This window comes from Microbulbifer taiwanensis, from assembly GCF_014904815.1.
Classification (GTDB): domain Bacteria; phylum Pseudomonadota; class Gammaproteobacteria; order Pseudomonadales; family Cellvibrionaceae; genus Microbulbifer; species Microbulbifer taiwanensis.
Genome location: NZ_JACZFR010000066.1, coordinates 1 through 22,032, shown reverse-complemented (window position 1 = coordinate 22,032; position 22,032 = coordinate 1). Strand labels below are relative to the sequence as shown.

Annotated in this window: 24 protein-coding genes; 4 read left to right on the top strand and 20 right to left on the bottom strand. The window is 58.5% G+C overall.

Annotation, left to right across the window (positions count from 1 at the left end; all coding sequences use genetic code 11):
- Positions 1-20: 20 nt before the first annotated feature.
- The 3 genes from IG627_RS19340 to IG627_RS19330 form a co-directional block, all read right to left on the bottom strand.
- Positions 21-3,185 (bottom strand): efflux RND transporter permease subunit, encoded by a 3,165-nt coding sequence (locus IG627_RS19340; protein WP_193194747.1) that lies wholly within the window; start codon positions 3,183-3,185, stop codon positions 21-23.
- Between the two features lie 39 nt (positions 3,186-3,224).
- Positions 3,225-4,364 carry an efflux RND transporter periplasmic adaptor subunit gene (locus IG627_RS19335; protein WP_319024617.1) on the bottom strand — a complete coding sequence of 380 codons (1,140 nt, stop codon included), beginning with the start codon at positions 4,362-4,364 and terminating at the stop codon, positions 3,225-3,227.
- A 314-nt stretch (positions 4,365-4,678) separates the two neighbouring features.
- On the bottom strand, positions 4,679-5,155 hold the full coding sequence (locus tag IG627_RS19330; RefSeq protein ID WP_193194743.1) for a group I truncated hemoglobin: 477 nt from the start codon (positions 5,153-5,155) through the stop codon (positions 4,679-4,681).
- 313 nt (positions 5,156-5,468) lie between these two features.
- Here IG627_RS19330 and IG627_RS21135 point away from each other — a divergent pair, with 313 nt between their 5' ends.
- Entirely contained in the window at positions 5,469-5,597 is a 129-nt protein-coding gene (locus tag IG627_RS21135) for a hypothetical protein (RefSeq protein WP_264300023.1), read from the top strand.
- On the opposite strand, the gene IG627_RS19325 is transcribed toward IG627_RS21135, so the two are convergent.
- Positions 5,594-6,241 (bottom strand): NAD-dependent epimerase/dehydratase family protein, encoded by a 648-nt coding sequence (locus IG627_RS19325; protein WP_193194741.1) that lies wholly within the window; start codon positions 6,239-6,241, stop codon positions 5,594-5,596. The genes IG627_RS21135 and IG627_RS19325 overlap by 4 nt on opposite strands.
- A 155-nt stretch (positions 6,242-6,396) precedes the next feature.
- On the opposite strand from IG627_RS19325, the gene IG627_RS19320 reads away from it, so the two are divergent.
- Entirely contained in the window at positions 6,397-7,965 is a 1,569-nt protein-coding gene (locus IG627_RS19320) for a hypothetical protein (RefSeq protein WP_193194739.1), read from the top strand.
- A gap of 76 nt (positions 7,966-8,041) precedes the next feature.
- On the opposite strand, the gene IG627_RS19315 is transcribed toward IG627_RS19320, so the two are convergent.
- The 6 genes from IG627_RS19315 to IG627_RS19290 all read right to left on the bottom strand — a co-directional run bounded on the left by IG627_RS19315 (position 8,042) and on the right by IG627_RS19290 (position 14,110).
- Entirely contained in the window at positions 8,042-8,866 is an 825-nt protein-coding gene (locus IG627_RS19315) for a hypothetical protein (RefSeq protein WP_193194737.1), read from the bottom strand.
- A gap of 54 nt (positions 8,867-8,920) precedes the next feature.
- The gene (locus IG627_RS19310; protein ID WP_193194735.1) at positions 8,921-9,766 is read right to left on the bottom strand and encodes a DUF72 domain-containing protein; all 846 of its coding nucleotides are present in this window, start codon (positions 9,764-9,766) and stop codon (positions 8,921-8,923) included.
- Between the two features lie 86 nt (positions 9,767-9,852).
- Positions 9,853-10,323 carry a DUF6942 family protein gene (locus IG627_RS19305; protein WP_193194734.1) on the bottom strand — a complete coding sequence of 157 codons (471 nt, stop codon included), beginning with the start codon at positions 10,321-10,323 and terminating at the stop codon, positions 9,853-9,855.
- A 67-nt stretch (positions 10,324-10,390) separates the two neighbouring features.
- Positions 10,391-11,839: a hypothetical protein gene (locus IG627_RS19300; protein WP_193194731.1), complete on the bottom strand. Its 1,449-nt coding sequence runs from the start codon at positions 11,837-11,839 to the stop codon at positions 10,391-10,393.
- A gap of 374 nt (positions 11,840-12,213) precedes the next feature.
- Entirely contained in the window at positions 12,214-12,585 is a 372-nt protein-coding gene (locus tag IG627_RS19295; protein ID WP_193194770.1) for a LysR substrate-binding domain-containing protein, read from the bottom strand.
- Positions 12,586-13,222: 637 nt separating this feature from the next.
- Positions 13,223-14,110: a LysR family transcriptional regulator gene (locus tag IG627_RS19290; protein ID WP_193194729.1), complete on the bottom strand. Its 888-nt coding sequence runs from the start codon at positions 14,108-14,110 to the stop codon at positions 13,223-13,225.
- 101 nt (positions 14,111-14,211) lie between these two features.
- On the opposite strand from IG627_RS19290, the gene IG627_RS19285 reads away from it, so the two are divergent.
- Positions 14,212-15,315 carry a citrate/2-methylcitrate synthase gene (locus tag IG627_RS19285; protein WP_193194727.1) on the top strand — a complete coding sequence of 368 codons (1,104 nt, stop codon included), beginning with the start codon at positions 14,212-14,214 and terminating at the stop codon, positions 15,313-15,315.
- 83 nt (positions 15,316-15,398) lie between these two features.
- Here IG627_RS19285 and IG627_RS19280 read toward each other — a convergent pair whose 3' ends face one another.
- A complete protein-coding gene (locus IG627_RS19280) occupies positions 15,399-15,773 on the bottom strand; it encodes a SpoIIAA family protein (protein WP_193194725.1) in 375 nt (124 codons plus the stop codon).
- A 170-nt stretch (positions 15,774-15,943) separates the two neighbouring features.
- Between IG627_RS19280 and IG627_RS19275 the strand changes: the two genes are divergently transcribed.
- Entirely contained in the window at positions 15,944-16,444 is a 501-nt protein-coding gene (locus tag IG627_RS19275; protein ID WP_193194723.1) for a SixA phosphatase family protein, read from the top strand.
- A 35-nt stretch (positions 16,445-16,479) separates the two neighbouring features.
- Here IG627_RS19275 and IG627_RS19270 read toward each other — a convergent pair whose 3' ends face one another.
- The 9 genes from IG627_RS19270 to IG627_RS19230 form a co-directional block, all read right to left on the bottom strand.
- A complete protein-coding gene (locus IG627_RS19270; protein ID WP_193194721.1) occupies positions 16,480-17,106 on the bottom strand; it encodes a glutathione S-transferase family protein in 627 nt (208 codons plus the stop codon).
- A gap of 219 nt (positions 17,107-17,325) precedes the next feature.
- Entirely contained in the window at positions 17,326-17,964 is a 639-nt protein-coding gene (locus IG627_RS19265; protein ID WP_193194719.1) for a glutathione S-transferase family protein, read from the bottom strand.
- A 77-nt stretch (positions 17,965-18,041) separates the two neighbouring features.
- Complete coding sequence (locus IG627_RS19260; RefSeq protein WP_193194717.1) at positions 18,042-18,416, bottom strand: hypothetical protein; 375 nt, start codon at positions 18,414-18,416, stop codon at positions 18,042-18,044.
- A gap of 133 nt (positions 18,417-18,549) precedes the next feature.
- Positions 18,550-19,062 (bottom strand): DinB family protein, encoded by a 513-nt coding sequence (locus IG627_RS19255; protein WP_193194715.1) that lies wholly within the window; start codon positions 19,060-19,062, stop codon positions 18,550-18,552.
- A gap of 214 nt (positions 19,063-19,276) precedes the next feature.
- Positions 19,277-19,510, bottom strand: a complete 234-nt coding sequence (locus IG627_RS19250; RefSeq protein ID WP_193194713.1) for a hypothetical protein — start codon at positions 19,508-19,510, stop codon at positions 19,277-19,279.
- Between the two features lie 109 nt (positions 19,511-19,619).
- Positions 19,620-19,841 (bottom strand): hypothetical protein, encoded by a 222-nt coding sequence (locus IG627_RS19245; protein WP_226865463.1) that lies wholly within the window; start codon positions 19,839-19,841, stop codon positions 19,620-19,622.
- Positions 19,842-20,196: 355 nt separating this feature from the next.
- Positions 20,197-20,496: a hypothetical protein gene (locus tag IG627_RS19240; RefSeq protein ID WP_193194709.1), complete on the bottom strand. Its 300-nt coding sequence runs from the start codon at positions 20,494-20,496 to the stop codon at positions 20,197-20,199.
- Positions 20,497-20,609: 113 nt separating this feature from the next.
- Positions 20,610-20,957 (bottom strand): hypothetical protein, encoded by a 348-nt coding sequence (locus IG627_RS19235; protein ID WP_193194707.1) that lies wholly within the window; start codon positions 20,955-20,957, stop codon positions 20,610-20,612.
- Positions 20,958-21,385: 428 nt separating this feature from the next.
- Positions 21,386-21,916: a hypothetical protein gene (locus IG627_RS19230; protein ID WP_193194705.1), complete on the bottom strand. Its 531-nt coding sequence runs from the start codon at positions 21,914-21,916 to the stop codon at positions 21,386-21,388.
- Between the last annotated feature and the right edge of the window lie 116 nt (positions 21,917-22,032).

Below are 22,032 nucleotides of genomic sequence, written 5' to 3'. Positions count from 1 at the left end.
GCCAGTTGTTTTACTGCCGGTTACTGCCCGGGACTTTTCGCAACCTGCTCCCGTCGCAACCGCTGGTGCCAGTTCAGCACTATTACCGTCAGCGCCGGCAACATCGTCAGGGTCACCAGGGTGGCGCCGATAATCCCGCTCATTACGATCACACCCACACCGCGGTAGAGCTCGGTGCCGGCGCCGGGCAGGAACACCAGCGGCGCCAGGCCGCAGATGGTGGTGATGCTGGATATGGCGATGGGCCTCAGGCGCGAGCTGACCGCCTCCTGCACCGCCTCCAGTGGCGGCATATTCTCCTCGTTCACGTTGCTTATGGCGCGGTGCACTATCAGTATCGGGTTGTTCACCACCGTGCCCATCAGGATCAGGAAACCGAGCATTGAAATCATGTCGAACGGCTGATGGAAGCCCTCCATGCCCATATTGCGCATGGTCGCGCCGACCAGGTTGAGCAGGGCCAGCCCGGCGATGCCGCCGGCGATTCCGAGCGGTATGCTCGTCATGATCAGCAGTGGATAGCCCCAGTGGGCGAAGATGGCCACCATCAGCAGGTAGACGATCGCCAGCGCGACCATGTAGTTGCCGCCCAGGGATTCGCGGGTGGCGTCCAGCTGGTCGGCGGCGCCGGAGATGCCCAGACTGACTCCGACGGGCACCTGGCCCTTGTCCTTCAGGTACTGCACCAGGTCCGTCTTGACCCGCTCGACACCGGTCTCCAGCGCCACCGAGCGCGGCGGGATGATATTCAGCGTCACGGTGCGGCGGCCGTCCACGCGTCGCACGGTGCTGGTGTCCACCGTCTCGACGGTCTGCGCCAGCTCCGACAGCGGCAGCACCCGGCCCACCGGCGTGAAGATGAAAATATTCTCCAGCGTTTCCACCGTCGCCGCCGGCCCCTGGCGGTTGTAGAGGTAGATATCAATCTTGTCGTCGTCGAGGAAAAACTCGTTGACGAAGGCGCCGTCGGTCAGCGCCGCTACGGTAAAGCCGATGTCCTCCGCGCTCATGCCCACTTCCGCGGCCCTGTCCCATTTCGGCGTGACCTGCAGCAGCGGCTGTGTCAGCGACAGGCTGGACGGACGCGTCTGGATACTGGGGTCGTCGAAGATTTCCTCGGCTCGGGCGTAGGCGGCGCGGGCCACCTGATACAGGTCGGCGAGGTTTGGCCCGGAGATATCCAGGTCGACGCTGCGGGTGCCAGCGTCGTTGCTGCTGATGATGGAGCCGCGCGCGGCGAAGGCGCGCATGCCCGGGTAGCGCTCGTATTGCGCAACTATCGCGTTCATCAGCTCGTCGATATGGGCCGGGTCCCTGGATTCGGAAATGATGCGGATGCTCTGCGGTGACACGCGCATATTCACATACTTCATCGCCGGCACCGCGGCTTCGCCGCGCTCGAAGGCCTCCGGCGCGTCGTCGACAAATGGCAGGAAATATTCCTGCAGCTCGCCGGCTACCTGTTTCATTGTGGCCAGGTTGTAGCCGGGCGGGGCGTTCATGGTGGCGAAGGTTTTCGCTTCCTCCCCCTCGGGCAGGTACTCCGCCGGCGGCGTCAGAATCAGGACTATGGCCAGGCTGGCGGCGGCGGTGATACCAATGGTGTAGAGCCGCCGCACCGGCGTCGCTATCAGCCAGCCGATACTGTCCAGCACACTGTTGCGCAGGCGGCTGTGGGAAATGGCCGCGGCCCGGGCGCCGTCGAATTTCAGCCGCGCGCTGGCGGTGGGAATCACGGTGATGGCCACCAGCATCGACACCAGGATCGCCGAGGAGATCGCGATGGCCACATCCGAGTAGAGCTGGCCCGCCTCTTCGGCGATAAACACCACCGGCAGAAACACCATCACCGTGGTGAGCGTTGAGGCCAGCACCGCCGGCCAGACCCGCTGCACGCCGGAAATCGCCGCCTGCAGCCTGTTCAGCCCGCGGCGCCGCTCCAGTTCGATGCTCTCCAGCACCACGACGCTGTTGTCCAGCGTCATACCGATGGCGAAGGCAACGCCGGCCAGGGAGATCACGTTGATGGTGCGCCCGGTGACCAGCAGGCCGATAAAGGCGGCAATGGTACAGATCGGAATGCCCACCACACCCAGCGCGGTGGCGCGGATCGAGCGCAGGAAGCCGTACATGACCGCGGTGGCGAGCAGGGCGCCCAGCAGCAGGTTTTTCCACACGTTGAAGATCGAGTCCTGCACATAGGTGACGTCGTCCGCGGTCAAGGCCATCAGCATGCCCTGGGGCTGCAGCAGTTCGGCGTTGATCTGCTCGACCTCCTTCATCATCGCCCGCTTGATCGCGATCACGTTGGAGCCGCTCTCGCGCCGCACAGACAGGCTGATCACAGGCAGGCCGTCCACGTAGGAATTGCTGCGGATCTTGAAGTGGTCGAGTGTCACCTCGGCCACATCGCCGAGACGCACTATGCCGTCGCCGCTGCGCTGCAGGATCATCTCGCGCAGCTCGTCCAGGTCGCGGAAGCGGCCCAGGGTGCGCAGCAGGTAGCGGCGCTTGCCGCTCTCCACCTCGCCGCCGGAGATATCCCGGTTGCGCGCGCCTATGGCCTCGCGCACGTCGTTCAGGCTCAGGTTGCGCTCCGCCAGGCGCTCGGGCATCAGCTTGATCTGTATCTGCCGCTCGGCGCCGCCGCCGACGTCCACCTGCGCCACGCCGGGCACGCCGGACATGCGCGGGCGCACATTGTCCTCTACATAATCGCGCATCATGTCCATGTCGAGCTTGCGCGGATTGCCCGGAAGTGGCGAGATGCGGAAATACATAAAGGCGTTGGCGGAAAAAGAGGTGGCGTAGACCCGCGGTTCGTCGACGTTCTCCGGATAGGAGGGCACCTGGGTCAGCGCGTTGTTGACGCGGATCAGCGTCTCGGTGATATCCACGCCGAAGGGGAACTCCAGCTCGATTTCCGCCGAGCCCAGGTCGGCGGTGGACTGCAGCTCCTGCAGGTAGGGGATATTGCGCAGGTATTCCTCCTGCTCGATCAGGATTTCCTTTTCGATATCCTGCGGTGTGGCGCCGGGCCAGTCGGTGCGGATGGAGATGGTGCGCACCTCCAGGTCCGGGATCATCTGCACCGGAATACGCAATGCCGCCACCACGCCGAGAATGGCGATGATCATCACCGTGACCGTTACCAGAATGCCGTTGCGGACGATGTGCTCAAACATGGCGGCTCTTCAAGTCGTGGAAAGCGGGGCGCGGAGCGTTCAGGGGGCCTTGCGCAGTATCACCGTCTGCCCCTCCCGCAGGCTCTCGTTGCCTCGCGTAATGACGATCTGGCCGGCCTCGAGGCCGGAGCGGATCTCGATCAACCCCTCGAAGCTGAGCCCGGTGGTGACCTGCTGCTCACGCACTGTGGCCGGCTTGCCCCAGGCGCTGAACTTCTCCGCCAGCCACACGGTGATGCGGCCGTCCGGGTAGCGCAGCACCGCGTCCCGCGGAATGGCGATACTGCGCCGCTGGGTGCCGAGCAGCAGGGTGGCGGAGACCGACATACCCGGAATCAGTTCCGGTGTCTCCCCGCCGGCGTTTTCGGTGCGCGGCAGCTCCGTACGCAACAGAAAGGTGCGCGCGCCACTGGTGCTGAGCGGCACCTTGTACTGCACTTTGGCCCTATAGATCCTATCGGTATGGCCGCGTTCGCCGCCGGCGTCGAAGCGGACATCCAGCGGCGTCCCGGGATCGATGCGGGAATAGAAACGCTGCGGCACCTGGAAGTCCGCGCGCAGGCGCTCGGCGGAGACCAGCTCGAAAAGCGCCACTCCCGGCTGTACCCACTCCCCCAGCTCTGCCTCGCGGCGGCTTACGGCGCCGCTGAACGGCGCCATTATCCGGTGGCGTTCCAGCAGTGCTTCCTGGCGCCGGGCCTCAATCTGCGCCGCGCGCAGTTCCGCATCGCGGATGCGCACCTCGGAGGCCAGGGATTTCACTGTGCTCTCGGCGATATGCTTGTCGCCCACCAGGCGCTGTGCCTCGTCCAGGCGCCGGCGGCTGTCCGCCAGGGCCTCGCGGCTGCGCTCCACGGCCGCCAGCGCCGCATCGCGGGCGATCTGGTTCAATTCCGGATCCAGCTCCAGCAGCGGCTGGTCCTTTTTGACGCGGTGGCCCACGTCCACATAAATCCCGCTGACCAGCCCCTCCACTTCGGCCGACAGCAGCGCCTGGCGCGGCGGCGTCAATGTGCCGGTGACCGGCACCGGCTCGACGATCGGCTGTACCGCCGCGGCAAGGCCCTCCACGGTAATCACACTGGTGTCCTCGCCCTGGGCTGGGGCGGGAGAGCTGTTGAAAACGCCGGTGAAGATGGCCAGGCCGACGAGGACGTTTGCACCAGTGCGCTGTATCACTCGGATTGCTTCCATCAAATCCCGAAGTTAATTATCCGAGGGTAGACCGCCACCTGGCTCGAGCGCGCCGCGGGGAATACAGGCGGGTTGCCGTCCCTGGATCTGGCTAGTGGGCCATGCGGAAAGTTGTGTAACAGTTCGCGTCGCCAAAGCACCCGGCTCTGCGTTGGGAAAGCTTGAAATAACGCTGCTATTCCTGCGCTTTCTCGCCTTGATCTGAACGCTTTGGCTGTGCTCCTTTGTTACCGAACTTCCCGCATGGCCCACTAGGAGTGAAACTCAGTCTAATGCATTTTTGCCGGCGCCCGGGCCGACTAGGGGCGGGTCACTATATCCGCCTTGGTGGAGTTGATGATCTCCAGTATCTCTCCGCTCTCCCGCGCCGGCACGCGATGCTTGCCGAGCACCTGTTTCAACAGCGCGATCATGCGCTGCCATTCGGCCTCGGTGATATTCAGTTGGGCGTGAGATTCTTTCATGTTGCGCCCGGTGTATTTGCAGGGGCCGCCGGTCACCTCACAAACCTGTGCGGTGACCTGGAATTTCAGGTAGGGCGCCGGCGCCCGCTCGCGGGCAGCGGCCACGGCGGGGTTGCGGTTGATTTGCGGATTCGAGACCAGGAGGTCGACAAAATCACTCACCACCACCGAGATGGGCACCAGGCCTCCGAGCCGCTGGTACAGGCTGTCGGATTCGGTGTCCTGGGCGGACCGGGCGCCCGTCGACACCAGTATTACGGTCAGGGTCAGGAGAGCGGCTGTCAGTGGAAGTCTGCTGTTGGGTATCGGCATGATGTAATCCTCGGCTTATGAGGCTGGGCCCACAGGATGAAATTCCCGCCTACCCAGAATCATAGCCGATTGCGAATCCGCTTCCGGCCGTAGGGTGCACCGTGCGCACCACGCCCGGCCTGACGCGGCGTGCCAGCCTTTCGGTGCGCACGGCGCATCCTGCGGTCGCAGCCATTAACCATTTTCAATAGGCAATTGTTATATTCCACGGTGGATGAATAGCTACTACCTATCAAAGCCAGTGAAAATTTCGATTTAACCTGCGAGCAGCGTCCCGTTACTCTGGCCGGACTTCGGATCAGAGGAGGAAAATATGAGAACCGTCGTATCCATTATCAGCAGATCTGTCGGCGCCGACAGCCGCCACCAGCCGCAAACCGCCGAGTGCAACTACGCGGACAACTACTATGGGGATCAGGTCTGCGTGCTGCGCAGCAGCTAGTCGCTGAACAGCTGGTCCAGCGCAAAAGTCTCTACCCCCGATCCTGGCTGTGCGCTCACCGCCACCATCTTCGCGGCCACCTGTTCTCCGTGGATGGGGCGGTAGCGGCGCAGGCCGGGCAGGGTGCAGAGCAGTGGCAGCAGCCAACCGCCCAGCTTCTCGCCGATGCGCAGTTCTTCCCGCTCGCCGAGTAGCAGCGACGGCCGGAAGATACTGATGCGCTCGAAAGGCAGTTGCAAAACCGCCTGGTCCAGGTCGCCCTTCATTTTCAGGTAGGCGCTGCGGCTTTCGACATCGGCGCCGCTGGAGGAAACCAGCAGGTAGTGGCCCACGCCCTTGTCGGCGGCCAGTTGCGCGGCGCGTAACTGGTAATCGACATCCACCCGGCGCTGGGCTTCCAGGGAACCTGCGCTGTTCCTTGTGGTACCGAGACAGGAAAAAAGCAGGTCGCCATCGAACAGCGATGCGAATTCGTCCAGGCGCTCGAAATCCACCACGTCGTTGCGTACTTTGGTCGAAGAGTGGGGTGCCGGGCGTCGGCTGATTGTCACCACTTCCCTGATATGGTCGGCTGCCGCAAGTTGATCGACCAGGGTGCGGCCGATCAGTCCGGTGGCGCCGACTACGAGCGCTTTCTTTGCCATAGGGGTTCGAGGGTCGCTGGTTGATATCTGAGCGTCAATCGCTGCGCCTGTCGCTGAAGTTTTCTCACCCGGCCGGCTGGCGCATGGATATTCGCGGTGAAGTCTACGCTTTTTTAATGGTATAGCGGTATGGATACCAGTGGAGAAGTACACGCATGGAATCGTTCTATAAGCCGTTGCGAGTGATGGCCGCACTGGTGGCCGTTTGGTTGCCCCTCCCAGGCGCCGGAGCCTACCCGCTACTCCCACCCCAGCCCTGGATAATGCCCTTCGACGTCAATCAGCGTTTCCGCCCTGAGCAAGTGCCGGTAGATACCCCTGAGGATCCGACCCAGTTCCAGGTTTACGATTTCGCCTGGCAGACATTTATCGCCCTGAACTGGCCCTATAAAACCGGTGGCCAGAGAGGCGAGCCGGATCCCGGTCTGCCCCTGGCGCCGATATCGAACCGCTTCGAGCCAGACAGGGTGGTCGTGTGGGAAACCTATATGTCGCCGGAGACGGTTTTCGTTCACCCGAGCCAGTGGCCGGTGGAGTGGGGGCTGCCGGACTTCGTCGGCCTGCAGCGGGAGAGCAGGCCGCCCTGCTATACCCCGGGCTACGCCTACGGAGTGCCCTTCGCGCCGGGAATCAATCAACCCTATACCGATGCGAATGTGCCCACGGGCCCGGTGGTCGACCAGAACGGCGAGTATCTGCGTGTCGAGGTTACCCTCAGCCAGCCTTACTTCAGTTATATCAGCCAGTTCGGCTATTTCGATGCCGACACGCAGTTGCAGGCAGTGCGGAAATATATTGGGTATGCGAACAGGAACAACGCGGCCCCGCCGCCGGCGACCTCGCCGGGTGACAACGCCAGCCGTTTCCAGCCGTTGCCGACAGGCCTGGAATTCTATCTCGACAGTCTGCCGCCCTATGCACAGCAGGGCATGACGGAGGTGAAGGCGGCCTGGAAAGTTCTGAAAACCGAAGGGGAGAACGCCGATATTCCCGGGCGTTATTTTCGCCGCATGATGCAGTTTCCGCTCCCCGACGGATCACTGAGTGAACCCACCCTGATGGGCCTGGTCGGTTTTCATATTCACCGCGTCACCCCCTTCGGGCATCTGCCTTCCACCTTCGAGCAGGTCGACAATGTTCGTGTTCGCAAGAAACTGTTTGACCCACTGCCAACGCCCAGGCGCCCGGCACTGAACCCGGGCGGGGAGGGACTTCGTCCCGCCCGATATGCCAACGGCTATGAGGTGAACGGTGAAGCCGGCGTGGCGGGGGTGATACCCCTGGCCTACAAGGAGGGAGACACCTTGGTTCCAGCGGCGGATCGGGAGGTGGTCAATGTCTCCCGGGTTACGCCAATTCCGCGGGATGTGCAGTTGGTGAATCACAAGTACCAGAGCCTGTTGAGAGACAGTGTCTGGTCATACTATCAACTGATCGGCACCCAGAATAAAAACCTGCGCGAGCCCAATCGCCACCTGGGCCCGGGTATCCCCGGCCCGCAGCACTCCAATGTGCAGAACCTGGTCAATACCACCCTGGAAACCTATACGCAAAAGGGTTTCAGTTGTGCCCGCTGCCACCTGAACGCTTTCCCCCAGGGGGTGCCGAGCTTTCCGCCCTACGAGCGGCGCTTTGAAGATCTGCACGTAATGAGCTTCCTGCTGCAACTGGCCAAATCCGGAAGTGCACCGGTGCCGGAGCGGGAGTGCGGCAAACCCTACTGAACGAATGGGGCCGGCGCAACGGTATTGGGGAAATCGGGACTAACTCCCGATCGGGTACCGGAGGTTGCAGTGCAACCTAGCGCTCGCGCTTTCTGAGCTCATACTGTTCCTTTGCCAACTGGTTGTAGCGTTCCAGCAGGCTGGAGTCGGATTCCTCTGCAGCCATCCGGATCAGGTCGATCTTGAGTTTTCCATCGGTGTCGAACTGGCTGGCGAAAGTACCCATATCCGGCATTTCCAGCTGCCAGTCGGTCAAGCTGCCGAGCACATAGTTGCCGAACTGGAAGGCCTCGTATTCATTCACCAGCGTCAGGAAATCGCTGAAGGAAAAACCCTTCAAAGATTTCTGGGCCCGGAATGCATCGGCATAACCGGCGGCAATCGTGTCTCTCGCTGCCACATCGCCGGAGAAGGCACGCTGGAACTGGTAGGAGTGGCGGGTCTCGTGGATCAGGAATGCCAGTGCATCGTATTTGTCGCGCTCGGCCAGCTTGCCCGGGTTCAGGTAGACGGTACCCGTGGACGGGTTTTCCGGGTCGAAATCGAAGTAGGCGGTGCGACCCGGGTAACTGTGATTGTCGATTAGCAGCTTCGGTGGCGCTATGCCCATGACTGCGGTTTCCAGCGCAAAGAGGCGCTTCAGGTAGGGTATCTGTTCACCGATCGACAGGCTGGCCAATTGCGCAATGGCTTTCTCTAGTTGCGCGTCCTTGCGTATCGCTGCGACCAGTGCATCGCCGTGTTGCAGTGTCTGCCTGAATGCCGGCGCGAGAAAGTCCCGCGCCTCCGGCTGCAGGGCAAAGGCGCCGGGCATCTGTCGCTGCAGCTCCGGGTTGGCGTAGAAATCGGATGCGGCCGCCGCCGCGCTCCAGAACATCAGGATAAGGGCGATGATGCGCATTGTTGCTCCCGGGCAGTGCTTGTGAGCGACGTATTATACGGAAGGTCGCAGGCGCTAGAAGAGGCCCATCTGCGGCTGGTTTTTTTCGAGGCGCAGGGCATCCAGCTGCGCTACCCGCTCGCTCAGCAGCGCACTCCAGAGCCCGGCCAGGGACAGGCCGCCGCCTTTTTCCGGCATATGCATAAAGACAAAGGGGCGCTGCCCCGCCTCGATCCAGGCGCCGACCCGTTCAACCCAGGGCGCCAGGTAGTGGCGGTTGGTCTCCAGGTCGGGGTGGCCGATATAGCGGATCACCGGCGGCGCCTCGACCGGCAGCAGGTGCACCGGGACCCGGGGCTTCTTGCGTTGGGCGTCGCGGGTCGTTTCGCTGTCCGGGGCCGCGGCGAAGAGGGCGCGGCTGTCCAGGCAGACCCGGGCGATCTTCCTTTCCCTCAGGCCGCGATTCAGGGCCTTCTCGGCTTCGCCCTTGCTGAAAAAGTCCCTGTGACGCACCTCGACAGTGCAGGTCAGGGGTGCGGGCAGGGCGTCGACAAAGCGCCACAGGTTGCCCAGGTGCTCGGGCCCGAATTTTGCCGGCAGCTGCAGCAGAAAGGGGCCGAGGACATCCTCCAGCGGAGCGAGAATCTCCAGAAAGGCCCGCACCTGGGCGTCTGTATTCGCCAGCAGCTGATCGTGGCTGATCTCGCGCGGAAACTTGAACAGGAAGCGGAAGTCGTCATGCACCTGTGAGCGCCACTGCCGGCACTGCGCCCGGCTGGGGGTGGCGTAGAAGGTGGTGTTGCCCTCGACGCAGTTGAGCACCTGGCTGTAGCGCTCGAGCGCGCTGTTGCCCTGCGGCAACTGCGACTTCCAGTCGGGGTGCTGCCACAGCGGGCAGCCGAGAAAATAGGAGAGTGTCATTGTCCGGCGATAGCGATAAGTGGGAGCGTCCGTTGTCCGCGCACATTCTACCCATTTGTCAGTGCGGATCGAGCACCGTGGGCAGTTCAGCTACCGTAGAACCCCTGGTCTCCTAGGGCGCAGCGAATACGGCGCACCAGCGCATTGCTGAGCTGCCGGTAGTCCGGGTATGGCGTCAGCAGCAGGCGTCTGTCTGCGTCAACGGAGATATCGGGCGCGTCGGTCAGCAGCTGCGCATTGTGGTGCAGGGTATCGAAGCGCTGCAGATTGTCCCTGCCACCAATCCAGTGCCAGCAGCCTGTCTCCACCAGCCTGGGGGCAAAGCAGAGCGCCGTCTGCCGGAACAGCTGTTCGTCCCTGTAGTGGCGCCAGTCGTCGGCGACCGGGCTCGCGATCTTGGCCAGCAGGGTCACTATCTTGCGCCAGTGGTTGGAGTTGGCATCGACCAGCGCCCGGGCGCAGGGGAGGTCGATCAATTGCGCCAGGCCATGGGGGCGGTGGGGCAGGTAGAGCACTAGCTGCGGGTTGGGTGCACCCAGGTAATCGGCAGACGGCATCAACGAGGTTCTCGCCTGGGAGATAACCGGGGCAGGATGAACCTGCCCCAGAATTGGAAGAGGGGGTTTAGCGGCGCAGAAGTTCCCACTTCACCTGCGCACTCCGGCTGGAGCCGTCTTCCAGCGTAACGGTGATATTGACCACGGTCAGTGCCGCGGTGGAATCCAGCAGATAGTGCGCCTTTGGACAGATCAGGAAGTCGCCATCTATTTCGCTGCCGCGCTTCTGGCAGCTTCCGAACCAGGAGCTGTGGTTATCGCCATTGACCGAGCCCTCTATACTGACGGGATGTTCCCCCGGTGCGAGGGCGATGCCGAGATCGAACTCCTGGGAAGGCAGGAACTGGCCATCGGTTGGCAGCAGCGTCAGTTCCGATGCGGCGTCGACGGAATCGGCGATGGATAGGACCTGGGCACGTATACGGAAAAAGTCCGACCCATTCGCACTTCGGCCGGCGATGATCAGATCGCGGGGACCATCAAATTTGGCCGGGTCCGGGGTCTGGATCAAGGCATCGGAAGACAGGGCGGTTGCGGAAGCATCGTCAAGGTGCATGAAAATCTCATTCAGCGTGAAGCCGCCGTTGGAAGTGCCGCCCTCCGCCCAGATCTCGTACAGGTCATGACTGTCGCGGTTCGCGATTGACGCACGTACAGGCGCTGCGGCACTGTCACTCAAGAAGGTCAGATCGCTGACCGATAATTCAAACCCGTAACCGGACACCAGTGGGTGTTTGTAGTACCCCCGTTCCGGTGACGGTTCCCTATCACTCAACGTCGGTTCAAGCTGGTAGCTGCCATTGACCGTCTCGCCCACAGCCACACCGCCCTGCAACAGTCCGGCCGGGTCGTAGATGTCTTCGACCCTGGCGACCAGGGTGTAGGTTCTTGGGGTTGCGTTACCTGTGCTCTTCACTACGAGACTGTTGATTTCGGCCTCGAAGTGAAAATAATCATCGCCGCTTTTCCCCGCAATAGCGATCTGCCGTTCCTCGAACTGTGCTGGTTTCGGGGGCGTCGCGGGTAATGCGTCGGAAATGAGCACATTGGTCCCGTTCCAGTTGTGCAGATGGATACCCGCGTCATAAATATGCGCGCCGTTGGCCAAGGGCTGGATATTGTCAATGCTCGCAACGTGGTAGCCTTCCTCATAGTCTCCGTTGATGACATCCACGGAGAACTCGCCGTTGACGGCGTCGGCATCTGTCTTGATGGTAAGCTCGGCAACGGTCAAATCGAGCCCGCCCACTGCGGGTGCGTGTCGGTAGCGACCAAACCTCGGACTGTAATCGGCATCCGGGGTGTTGGTCTCAAAGGTGTAGCTACCCGTTACCGTCGCCCCTGGTTGTACGGCGCCACTGAGCACCATGCCCGCATCGCTGACGTAGTTTACCGTCGCCGAGACCTGAACGGTTACCAACTCGGCGTTGACAGTGCCACTGACACCCAGGGTAAACAGAGTAAGAAGTGCGCAGATTTTTGGAAGCTTCATCCTTTTTCCTTGAATAATATCCATTAGTGATTCGTCCCGACCACTATTTCCATGATAGGACCACTTTATTAGGCGGGGTCAACCTACGCACGCTTCCGAGTTAAGTCAATGAAGTTTATGTGTCTTCATGACTCCGTAACATTCGCGAAAAATTTTAATGGATTTGTTTTTCTCTAGTCGCGCTCGAACTCAGCCGGCAGCGCGACTCGCTGGTATAAGGGGATCAAACAGCACCTGCGCGAATACGGATTTTCAGGTCGCGCCGCACCCAGCTTTCCTTGGGCTTAATGACTGCAAGCGACTATGGCCCAGCCTGCTGTACCGCGCAGTGTTCTGGGACCGGATTGGTTCTTGTGGGTGTCTATCAGAATCGGCGGGCGTAATTGATGGAAGGCTGCTCAATCCGACAAGTACCGTTGCAACCCGTCCGACAGCGCATCGAAAACGGCGCGGCAGGGCGGGCTGTTGCGCAGGTCCTCGTGCATGGTCGCCCAGGTGTCCATCGGCAGCGAGAAGTGTTTGGACAGGATTCTCACCAATTTCTTGTCCCGCTTGGCCAGCGGCACCTGGCAGACGCCTATGCCGGCCCCGGCGCGGATCATAGCCAGCTGCGCCAGGTCGCTGTCGGCACTGAGGGCAAAGCGTTCGCGATCAAACTCGGAGGGCAGGGTCCTGGCGACCTGGCGGATAAAGTCGGTCTGCTGGTCGTAACCGATCAGGGCGTGGTCTTCGAGTTCCGCCGGGCTGCTGGGACGGCCGCAACGCTCGATAGTCTACAACTACGGGCCCGACGCCTTCCCGCTGCTGAGCGAGGAATCGCCGCAGCGACCGCAGACCCGCAAGGGGGCCATCCGCGTCGAAATGGAGCGGCACCTGCGTGAATACGCAGAGAGGGGGGTGGGCGACAGCGGGGCGCGAGTGCTGATAGTGCGGGCCGGTGACTTCTTCGGCCCCCGTGCGGGCAACAACTGGTTTGCCCAGGGCCTGATCAAGCCGGGCCGCCCCGTTGCCAGCATAAACAACCCGGGTCGCCCCGGCGTCGGTCACCAGTGGTCCTACCTGCCGGATGTGGCCCGCACCACGGTGCAGCTGCTGCAGCGCCGCCAAACCCTCGAGCCATTTGCCTGTTACCACCTGGGCGGCCACTGGGATGCCGATGGCTCCCAGATGGCGGAGGCCATTCGTCGTGTGGTGGAGAAAAGTACCGGCAGTAGGCCGAAGATTGCGGATTTTCCCTGGTGGCTTATCCGGCTGAGGGCCCCCTTCATGGAAACCCTGCGCGAACTGATGGAAATGCGCTACCTCTGGCAACAGTGGTGCGGTTGGACAATACAAAGCTGGTATCGGTGCTGGGCCGGGAAGAAGTCACGCCGCTGGATCTGGCGGTGGAGGAGACGCTCAGGGGGCTCAAGTGCCTGCCTGCCAGTAGCGCCGGCACACCTCGATAAAATCCTGCGCCACCGGGCTCAGGTCCCTGTCCCGGCGATAAAACAGGCCCACCTGGCGTTCGATGCGGGCGAAGTCGAATTCGTGCAGCGCGCGGAAGTGCTGTATCTGCGGAAGCTGCCGTGTCACCTCGGTGCTGATATAGCCGACGGCCAATCCCCGGTCGATAAGATTCAGGCGCACGTTCAGGCTGCTGATCTGCCAGACCATGCGGAAGTTGTCGCGCAGCTTGGCCTGGTAGGGCCGCTGGTCCGGCTCGTCCAGTGAGGACACCACCAGGGGGATGCGCTGCAGATCCTCGGCGGTCATCGTTGCGCGATAGAGCGGGTGCGCGGGGCTGATCATCAACAGGCGATGTTCGTCGTAAAGGGGCTCGGTGCTGAAGCGCTCCATGCGGGTCTGGAAGGGCCCCAGGCCCAGCTCCACCTCGCCGCTCATCACCGCCTGGACGATGGCGCGCGAGGGCTGTTCCACCAGTCGCAACCGGGCCTCCGGCCAGCGGCCGCTAAAGGCGTGGATCAGGTCCGCCCCGGCAAAGCGGTTGTTGGTGCTGTCGATGGCGACGCTCAGCTGCTGGTTCAGGCCGCGCGCCAGCTGCGACAAATCGGCCAGCACCGCCTGCTCCTGTTGCAGCTGGTCGTCCACGTAACGGTAGAGGCGGCGACCCGCGCGGGTCAGGCGCACGGGTCTATCGCGAATCAGCAGCGGCTGGTTCAGCTTCACTTCCAGCTGCTTGACCGCCTGGCTGACCGCCGACTGGGTCAGGTGCAGCTCCTGGGCGGCGGCGCGAAAGCCCCCGGAGCGGGCCACCGAGTGAAAGATACGTATTTCACTGCTTTCCAGACGCATGATAAGTCCAGCTGATCAATTGTTTATAAAGTTTAATTAGATTAACAATTGGATCGGCTCTTTAATAGTGTTATCCAAATCGCAAATAAAAGGGGGCTGTTATGGTAGAGGAAATCAACGCCGGTCTGGAGGGGGTCGTCGTCGGCCAGACGGAACTGTCCAATGTCGAGGGCGACATAGGCCGGCTGACCTACCGCGGCGAGCCCATAGAGTCCCTGGTCAAGCGGGATTTTCCCGCCGTGCTCAACTGGTTGATGACCGGTGAATGGCTGGATGAAAGCCAGTGCCGGGCACTGGACCGCTGGCTGGCCGACGAATCGGAACTGAGCGCTGTCGAGAGCCGGGTGCTGGAGCAGCTGCCCCGCAACACCCACCCGATGTCCGTGCTGCAGGCCCTGGTGCCCATCGCCGAACTGACACCGGCCCAGCAGCCGCCGGCCTGGCTGGACGAGCAGTGGGTGCCTGGACTGGTCCTGGCCGCGCGCATCAATGCCGCCGTGCGGATCTGGCACAACCTCAGCCGGGGCGGCGATGTCTTTGCCGTGCCGGCCGGCCTGGGCTTCCTGGAGAAGCTGCTCTACGGCATCAACGGCGCCGCGCCCGGCGAACAGGCCCTTCGGGCCATCAATACCACCCAGATACTGCAACTGGACCACAGCTACAACGCCGGCACCTTTGCCGGCCGGGTCATCGCCAGCACCGGCGCCAGCCTGTGCGCCAGTATTGCCGGCAGCCTGGGCGCCCTGTCGGGCCCGCTGCACGGCGGCGCCGACGAGGCGGCCGTGATGATGGCGCGCGAGATCGGCAGCCCGGAGAAAGCCGACCGCTGGGTGCGCGATGCCCTGGCCAACAAGGTCAAGATCATGGGCATGGGGCACCGCGAATACAAGCGCCTGGACCCCCGCGCCGCCATTCTCAAGCCGATGGCGCGCCAGTTCTGTGAAGGCACCGAGTGGCAGACGCTGATGGATACCCTGATGGCGGTGGAAGAGACCTGCCAGGATGTCTTTAGTAGCCGCGGGAAGGAAATTTACGCGAACCTGGAATTCTACAAGGGCGCCGTCTACCTGGCGCTGGGTATTCCGGAGCAGTATTTCACTTCACTGTTTGCCTGCAGCCGCGTGTTTGGCTGGATCTCACACTTCCACGAGTTCAACCGGGCCCCGCGGTTGATTCGTCCGCGCGCGCTCTACGCCGGCCGCTGAGCGGGCTGGCGGCGCTTGGCGTGAATGTGGGCAAAGGTCGGGTGTGGACTCTCGAATCCTGTCTGAGCTTGACTATGGGGCTCTCAGACGGGGTCGCTGTTTAGCCAGGCCTTCGCGTCTGCCTTCCGGCTGCGAGAAAAGGCCCTGATTTCCAGCCCCGGAATCAGGGCAGCTTCCATTTCGCTTGTTTTGCCTATCCAGTCCTCATCGGTAAGTACCGCCGCCTTGCTGAACTTGCGGATAAACCCCAGCATGGAGGGCAGGCGGGAGAGCTCGATACCGATGGCGCCGATCGAGGGCAGCTTGTATTCGATAATGTCGAAAAGCATTTTTCCCTTCTCGATACCATCGGACTTTGTCACAAGCGCGTCCAGAGCCTGTTTCATCTCCTCTGAGTCCAGTTTGCCGCTGATGGTGATATCCAGGCGGTTTTCGCCGGCCCTCTCGACCTTGAACATAGAAGCGCCTCCGGGGTTTCGTATCTCTGCAGTGTAGGGCGTGGGGGTGTCGCCCGGTACAAGGGGACAATTATTCCGCGTGTTCGCAGGTGGGGCGTGGCATTTGCCGAACTGGCGGCCGATACTGCTACGACACCCATCCTGATACAGGGGGCCAACCGGATACTGTCATGAAACAGCTCACACTGATCCGGCACGCCAAGTCCAGCTGGGATGATCCCGCTCTGGAAGACTTCGCTCGCCCGCTCAACAAACGCGGCAAGCGCGATCTCCCGGCCATGGCACGGCGGGTGCGTGAGTTCGACCTGGTACCCGAGCGGCTACTGACAAGCGGCGCCGTCCGGGCGCTTTCCACCGCCGAGGCACTGATCGATGCGCTGGAACTGAGTGCCGAACAGATACTGGTCCAGCCGGAACTTTACGCGGCCGGCTACCAGGCACTGCTGCAACAGCTGCGGCAGCAGAGCGACCAATGGCATCACCTGATGTTGGTCGGGCACAACCCGGGGCTCGAAGACCTTGGCTACCATCTCACCCATGAGCGGCTCCCCAAGTTTCCCACCGCCGCGGTGCTGCATATCCATCTGGGGATAACCCGCTGGTGCGAACTGGAGGCGTCCTGTGGTGCCGTCGAGCTGTTCGACTACCCGAAGCTGCATCCGAAACCCTGAATCTGCCTGGCCACTACCGCGTTGCCGGTGACCGGCTAACTTTCCATTTCCGCGAACGCTGCGGCGATGGTCGGCGGCGCCGTGGGGCGGGCGTACATCGATTTCAGGTACTCTTTCAACCTCGGTGTGCCGTCTAGCATCTCCTCTTCGTTCGCCCAGTCCAGTGTATAGGCGGCATTGAAGTCGGCCACGGTGAGCCGGTCTGCCACCATGAAGTCGCGCCCCTGCATGTGCTGCTCGAGTACTGCCAACATCTCCTGGCACTCCTGCTGCGCCAGTTCGACATCCTGGGGCAGTCGCTTCTCCTCCGGGTAAATGAAGGTGTGGCGTGCGATGCGCCACAGTGGCTGCTCTATCTCTGTCACCAGGAAGAATATCCAGCGATACATCTGGGCTCTCTCCTCCAGCGCTTCAGGGATAAAGCCTGCCTGGGGGTTTTTGTCGGCCAGGTATAGTTGGATCGCACTCGATTCGGTCAGTACCAGGCTTCCGTCCACCAGCACCGGGACCTTGGCGGTGGGGTTGAGGGCGAGGAAGTCCTGCTGTCGGTTCTCACCCTGCAATATGTCCACCGGGAGCATCTCGTACTCCAGCCCCAGTTCATTGAGCAGCCAGATGACGCGCAGGGCGCGGGTAGGCGGTGTTCCATACAATTTGATCATTTCCAGCTCCTTCGATTTGCTGATAAGGCGATTTCACATGACGCCTGATCTGGTCGAAAGGGAGACCATGGAATCGACACAACAGCCAGCTCACCTTGTGAGTTGTGATCGATGGGGCCGAAAGCGGTCGGTTCTATGCGTCGACCGTCTTTTCTTACGGGCGGCACCTCGCTCCAATCCAAAGAGAGGATCTGTGGTAATAGCCGACACTGGTGCTACTCAGTCCGCCGCGGCGAAATGCGCCATCTGGTCTGCGTATGCCTTTACGAAAGATGGGCGAGCCGTGGCGCGCGCGATATAGTCCCGGCAGGCCGGCTGCCCCGCCAAGCCATCGAACCGCTCGACAAGGCGCAGCACATCCGCCATCAGTATATCGGCGACCGAGAAGGCGCCGGCCAGCCATTCGCGTTCGGCCAACACTGACTCCAGGTGTTGAAGCCGGGACTCCAGGAAGTTGTCCAGGCTTTTGCGCCCCGGCGTCGCTTCGGTATCCCCGGAGAATATAAAGATGGACCAGGGCAGGCTCGCCATCTCGACGGAATTGAGCGCTGCGAACAGCCATTCAATAACCTCACTGCGACTGCGCGGATCGGTAGGTATCAGCGCCTCACTGCGCTGGCCCAGATGAAGCAGGATGGCGCCGCTTTCGAAAATGGAGATATCCCCATCGGTCAACCAGGGTACTTGCCCGAAGGGTTGTCGAGAGAAATGCGCGGTATCCCTATCGCGAAATGGCACGCTCTCGACCCGATAGGGCAGGCCGGCCTCTTCCAGCGCCCAGCGCACACGAATGTCGCGCACATAACCCCGCGGTACCTCGGGGACCCAGTCGAAGGTGGTGAGAATCAAGTCAGTCATTTTGTGCTTCCTTTCGTTGGTGTGATGGTTTTTACATGCTGACTCTCAACGATGCAATATTCAGCGGTCGTAGCATGCTATGTGCCCTCAAATTCAGCCTTAGCCTCTTCTGCTAGCTTCTCATATTCCGACTGAGTAATGGTCGAGCGAGTTAGCTGCGCCTTGGCGGCCTCTATTTTCATCCAATACTCGTACTCAATAGATGCCAATATGTAACCGAACTTTTCTTCCGTTAGAAGATCTTTGAAGAATTGCTCTTTAGCCAATTTTTTGCTCCAGTTTTTACCGCCAGGCGCCACCGGGATTGAGTAATCATTATCGAGAATTGACTCGTCAGAAATGCTGTATCCTTTTTCTATGTGCTCCTTTGCACACAAATAAATAATGTAATTTACAGAATCCTGTGCTCCATACCAATGAAAATCAAATTCAGCAGAGCAATATCCAATCACTTTCTTGTCGTCATCTAGAATATCTACGCGGCCTTGTGCACAGCCGAAAAGCAGTATAGATAGAATAATAAAAGTGGTTTTTTTTCATCGAGTTTTCCTTGGCAAGAAGCTATCCTTTGTCTATTGCGCATGACTAGATATCGTGATTATCCACAGCGCCCCGCCGCCAAGGCTCAAATTTATGTAAAAACCTAGTAAATGTATCTTTTGGTCGTTCAAGGCCATTGGAGGCTAACGTTCGAGATGCCATCCCTCTATGGTTGCTTCCATGAGTCAACAAATGCAGCAGAATTTCATCAATAGATAGTTGGCCAGAATCACCATCTTTAAACTGGAACGAAACTTTTCGATCTAAATCACTTGAAGTTGCTGATTCTGAAAAACTTACAAGCCAAGAATCATTTTGATCCATCCTTTCTCTTAATTCGGGAATCGTTGGCGTTTCAATAGTGTTGTCTGCAGTGAATAACTCCTGAGTTCCGGAAATGCGACTTATAAAGAGGCTGTCTACAACAGCAGTGTGGTTCAGTATGCGAATGAAGTAGCTCGCATCGCTTTTGGAAAGTAAATGAATTTGCCGCTCACCAAATGATAGGAGCTCCGAGTTGGCCCATTTTTTATATCGGAAGGCATTTCCATAATGCATATATGATTTTCCTTGATTTCAATATTCATTCAGACATCTGGCGTAGCCGGTTGGAGAGTGCAGCCTGGCCTGGTCAGGCGGGCTCAGTGCCATGGAACGAGACATACAACTCCTTCAGTAATTGCGGTAACGAGTTCCAGTAAGGATCTGCCCTCTGACTCTTTACCTGCAAGAACAAATTTTCAATAAACGAAATATCAATACACTGATTTACTTAAATATCTCCGCTCAGGTACTTATTGTGCATGAATTTAAATACAGGAATATAAATGTCAACCGGAGAACCCCTGGCCATTTCTAAGTTCAGTGCTTTAGCAAGACTTTCGAACCAAGCGTAAGCAAGATCTGAATCTACTTCATCCCATTCTAGAATGTGCACTTCATCTGCTTTAACGGTAACTTCAGAAAATTTATCTCGAAATTCATTGTAAATATCAATGACTGTCATTCTGACGCCTAAATGCCGGCCCTGCGGCAGACAATAGTGAAGTTCGATTCTGGGTCAGAAATTTTTCCTGTTCGACAGTAACCAATTTTTAGGTTGCGACTCTGGTATGTCATTGTTGTATATCCTTTACATTTGCTTTGTACGTAGATGAATTAGTTTTTATGTTGCTGCGGCATTCAAAATTGAACAAAACAATTTTCTTTCTACTTGTAGCTACTTTACCTGTATCAACGTCTACTTCTAGAGTGGCGCTTTCGAGTCGAGAAATATCAACGCCTTCCTTTTTGCCCTGCTGTTCAAGCCAGGCTTGAATTTCTTTGGCTATTTGCAATTCTACTGGGCCAGCAAAAAGAGTGGTGTGCCTCACCTGTAAGTAAATTCACGAAGATAGTGCCATCTGGCAATTCGGACATCACCTCCAAATCATTACCGATGCGCCAGCCTACAAACATTTTGCAAACTACATCAGCATAATGGTTTAGTCGCTTTCTGCGCATTCTCTCTTCAATCTGATGAGGATGTAAAAGAAATCCGGCATCTTCTCATTGGCCGAAATTCAAGAAAAAGATCGCATTCCTTTGTGATCATGAGCTTACTTGGCGTGGCGAAAAGCATTTGAGTGCTGTCTCCATGCGAAGAGCTTGACTGTTTAAAAGTCACACGATTTTTTCTGCAGCCTGGCCTGTTTATAGGGTAAGGAAACGCGGCAGCCTCTTTAGCGCGGCAGTAATTAATGCAGTAAAAAGTGAAACCACAGTAAACTGGCCTAGTATATGAATAGCGAGTTTTGGCCAGAAATCTATTTCTTCAGTAAACAATGGATGCCAGATGTAAACGAGCGTCAAGTTTCCAGGGAATAGAAAAAATCTATACCCAGGCATGCCGCCACCCCACGCAGTCCAATTTACGATGAATGCGATTAGTCCAACAAGAGCTGCTCCGATACCTGCATAAACTGCGATCTTTATTACGCTAATCTGATTCATGGTGTCCTATATCGTTGCCAGCAGAGGCGACAGTAGATTTTTTCTGCGCGAAGCGCATTGCGTAGGCCGTCCAGCGGGGACGCGCAGCGCCGGGGCGTACTGCCTGGTCTTGGTTATGTACGGACATGCTCCGCAGCTGAACGTGCACCCATAATAAAGAGAACGGTCGCACCAATATTTAGCAGGGAAGATAAAGCTTCTGTCACCACCTTTGCCCAATCAAACCCTGCTCCAGCTGCCACTAAAATTATGGCCGGAACCAACGTATAGTTAAAAACATTGGAAATAAAGTAAACAAGAAAAGCGCCGGCAAAATAACCGAGATGCCTTAATCCTGAGATATTGTTGGACTTTTTGAGAGACAGATAGCAATAAAGAAATGCTGCCGTACACAATAGCCCCACCACGACAGAAATCAGCATGCCGGCTGGCAAGGCACTGATAAATGACTCTTCTTCCATTACTTACTCCTTACCATCAGATTACTGGTTGCATAACGTTGCCAGCCGGAGCGTACAGCCTGGTCTGGTTAAGTTTGGTTGGCGCTGTGCCATTCTAAGCAGCTCTAAACTTTGTCAGATTTTCGCTTGAAAAGCCGTGTCCAAAAAATACCTTCAAGAATTACGCCTAGAACGAAGAAAATAGCCCCGCCTGCGGGGATTCCAAATACATAGCATGCAACTGCAGCAAAGAGACACAACAGTGTCAGTATCCATCTCTGCATCAACTTCAAAACGCCCTCCTTATTTATTGTGCGCCAAAAATCGACTGCAAAATTAACGCCGCGCTCTGGGGCAGCCTGCTATATGCGGCTTTTTGTGTGAGAATGTGAGCGTAGCGAGCCACACAAAAAGGTGCATATAGTAGGCTGTCCCTCAGCAGCGCCTGGCTACGTTGCATTTGCCACCAGCTGGTGGTTGAAAAATAGCACTAAACTTTTTGCCGTGATGACTTTCCCATAATATGGATTATCTTCACAGTTTTCTAAGCTTCTTCCAGTTCTTTGAGCGATTTCTTCAACCAAATCTAAATCAAGATCATCCTCATCGAGTTTTAGTGTTTCAAGTAAGTTGTCAGAGGCTTTGATAGGTATTTTATGGTTAACAGGAAGTGCAGCCTGAAGCTGCTCATAAACTGCTCGAATTATCCATGTATCTACGACACGAGTATCAAATTCTTTGGCAAACTCACAAATTGAAAGTCCATTTCTTTCATCACGCAGCGCCCCAAAATACCTATCTATCTTTGGTTGCTCAAATTTACTCCAAACAATCACCAATAGAACAATACCAGAAATGACAGCAAGAGAAACTGGCTGAAATATTGCAATAGCTACGACTAAAACTAGAAAAACAAATAGAGCTATTTTATTTGCTTTCTTTGGCTTGTACTGAGGCATAAATCTAGATGCTAGTTTCATAGCTCACCTTGCAACGTAACGCCGCGCTCAGCCGCAGCTTGCTTTGCGCATTTTTTGCGCGAAAATGGGAACGCAGCGACCGCGCAAAAAATGCGCAAAGTAAGCTGTCGGTCTGC

Excerpts from the sequence above, each read along its gene's own strand:
- IG627_RS19250 (WP_193194713.1), bottom strand. The coding sequence starts at position 19,510 with ATGACAGTCATTGATATTTACAATGAATTTCGAGATAAATTTTCTGAA.
- IG627_RS19310 (WP_193194735.1), bottom strand. The coding sequence starts at position 9,766 with ATGACACTCTCCTATTTTCTCGGCTGCCCGCTGTGGCAGCACCCCGAC.
- IG627_RS19320 (WP_193194739.1), top strand. The coding sequence starts at position 6,397 with ATGGAATCGTTCTATAAGCCGTTGCGAGTGATGGCCGCACTGGTGGCC.
- IG627_RS19230 (WP_193194705.1), bottom strand. The coding sequence starts at position 21,916 with ATGAAACTAGCATCTAGATTTATGCCTCAGTACAAGCCAAAGAAAGCA.
- IG627_RS19275 (WP_193194723.1), top strand. The coding sequence starts at position 15,944 with ATGAAACAGCTCACACTGATCCGGCACGCCAAGTCCAGCTGGGATGAT.
- IG627_RS19255 (WP_193194715.1), bottom strand. The coding sequence starts at position 19,062 with ATGCATTATGGAAATGCCTTCCGATATAAAAAATGGGCCAACTCGGAG.
- IG627_RS19325 (WP_193194741.1), bottom strand. The coding sequence starts at position 6,241 with ATGGCAAAGAAAGCGCTCGTAGTCGGCGCCACCGGACTGATCGGCCGC.
- IG627_RS19330 (WP_193194743.1), bottom strand. The coding sequence starts at position 5,155 with ATGCCGATACCCAACAGCAGACTTCCACTGACAGCCGCTCTCCTGACC.
- IG627_RS19305 (WP_193194734.1), bottom strand. The coding sequence starts at position 10,323 with ATGCCGTCTGCCGATTACCTGGGTGCACCCAACCCGCAGCTAGTGCTC.
- IG627_RS21135 (WP_264300023.1), top strand. The coding sequence starts at position 5,469 with ATGAGAACCGTCGTATCCATTATCAGCAGATCTGTCGGCGCCGACAGC.
- IG627_RS19285 (WP_193194727.1), top strand. The coding sequence starts at position 14,212 with ATGGTAGAGGAAATCAACGCCGGTCTGGAGGGGGTCGTCGTCGGCCAG.
- IG627_RS19300 (WP_193194731.1), bottom strand. The coding sequence starts at position 11,839 with ATGGATATTATTCAAGGAAAAAGGATGAAGCTTCCAAAAATCTGCGCA.
- IG627_RS19315 (WP_193194737.1), bottom strand. The coding sequence starts at position 8,866 with ATGCGCATCATCGCCCTTATCCTGATGTTCTGGAGCGCGGCGGCGGCC.
- IG627_RS19265 (WP_193194719.1), bottom strand. The coding sequence starts at position 17,964 with ATGACTGACTTGATTCTCACCACCTTCGACTGGGTCCCCGAGGTACCG.
- IG627_RS19280 (WP_193194725.1), bottom strand. The coding sequence starts at position 15,773 with ATGTTCAAGGTCGAGAGGGCCGGCGAAAACCGCCTGGATATCACCATC.
- IG627_RS19240 (WP_193194709.1), bottom strand. The coding sequence starts at position 20,496 with ATGAATCAGATTAGCGTAATAAAGATCGCAGTTTATGCAGGTATCGGA.
- IG627_RS19290 (WP_193194729.1), bottom strand. The coding sequence starts at position 14,110 with ATGCGTCTGGAAAGCAGTGAAATACGTATCTTTCACTCGGTGGCCCGC.
- IG627_RS19270 (WP_193194721.1), bottom strand. The coding sequence starts at position 17,106 with ATGATCAAATTGTATGGAACACCGCCTACCCGCGCCCTGCGCGTCATC.
- IG627_RS19340 (WP_193194747.1), bottom strand. The coding sequence starts at position 3,185 with ATGTTTGAGCACATCGTCCGCAACGGCATTCTGGTAACGGTCACGGTG.
- IG627_RS19235 (WP_193194707.1), bottom strand. The coding sequence starts at position 20,957 with ATGGAAGAAGAGTCATTTATCAGTGCCTTGCCAGCCGGCATGCTGATT.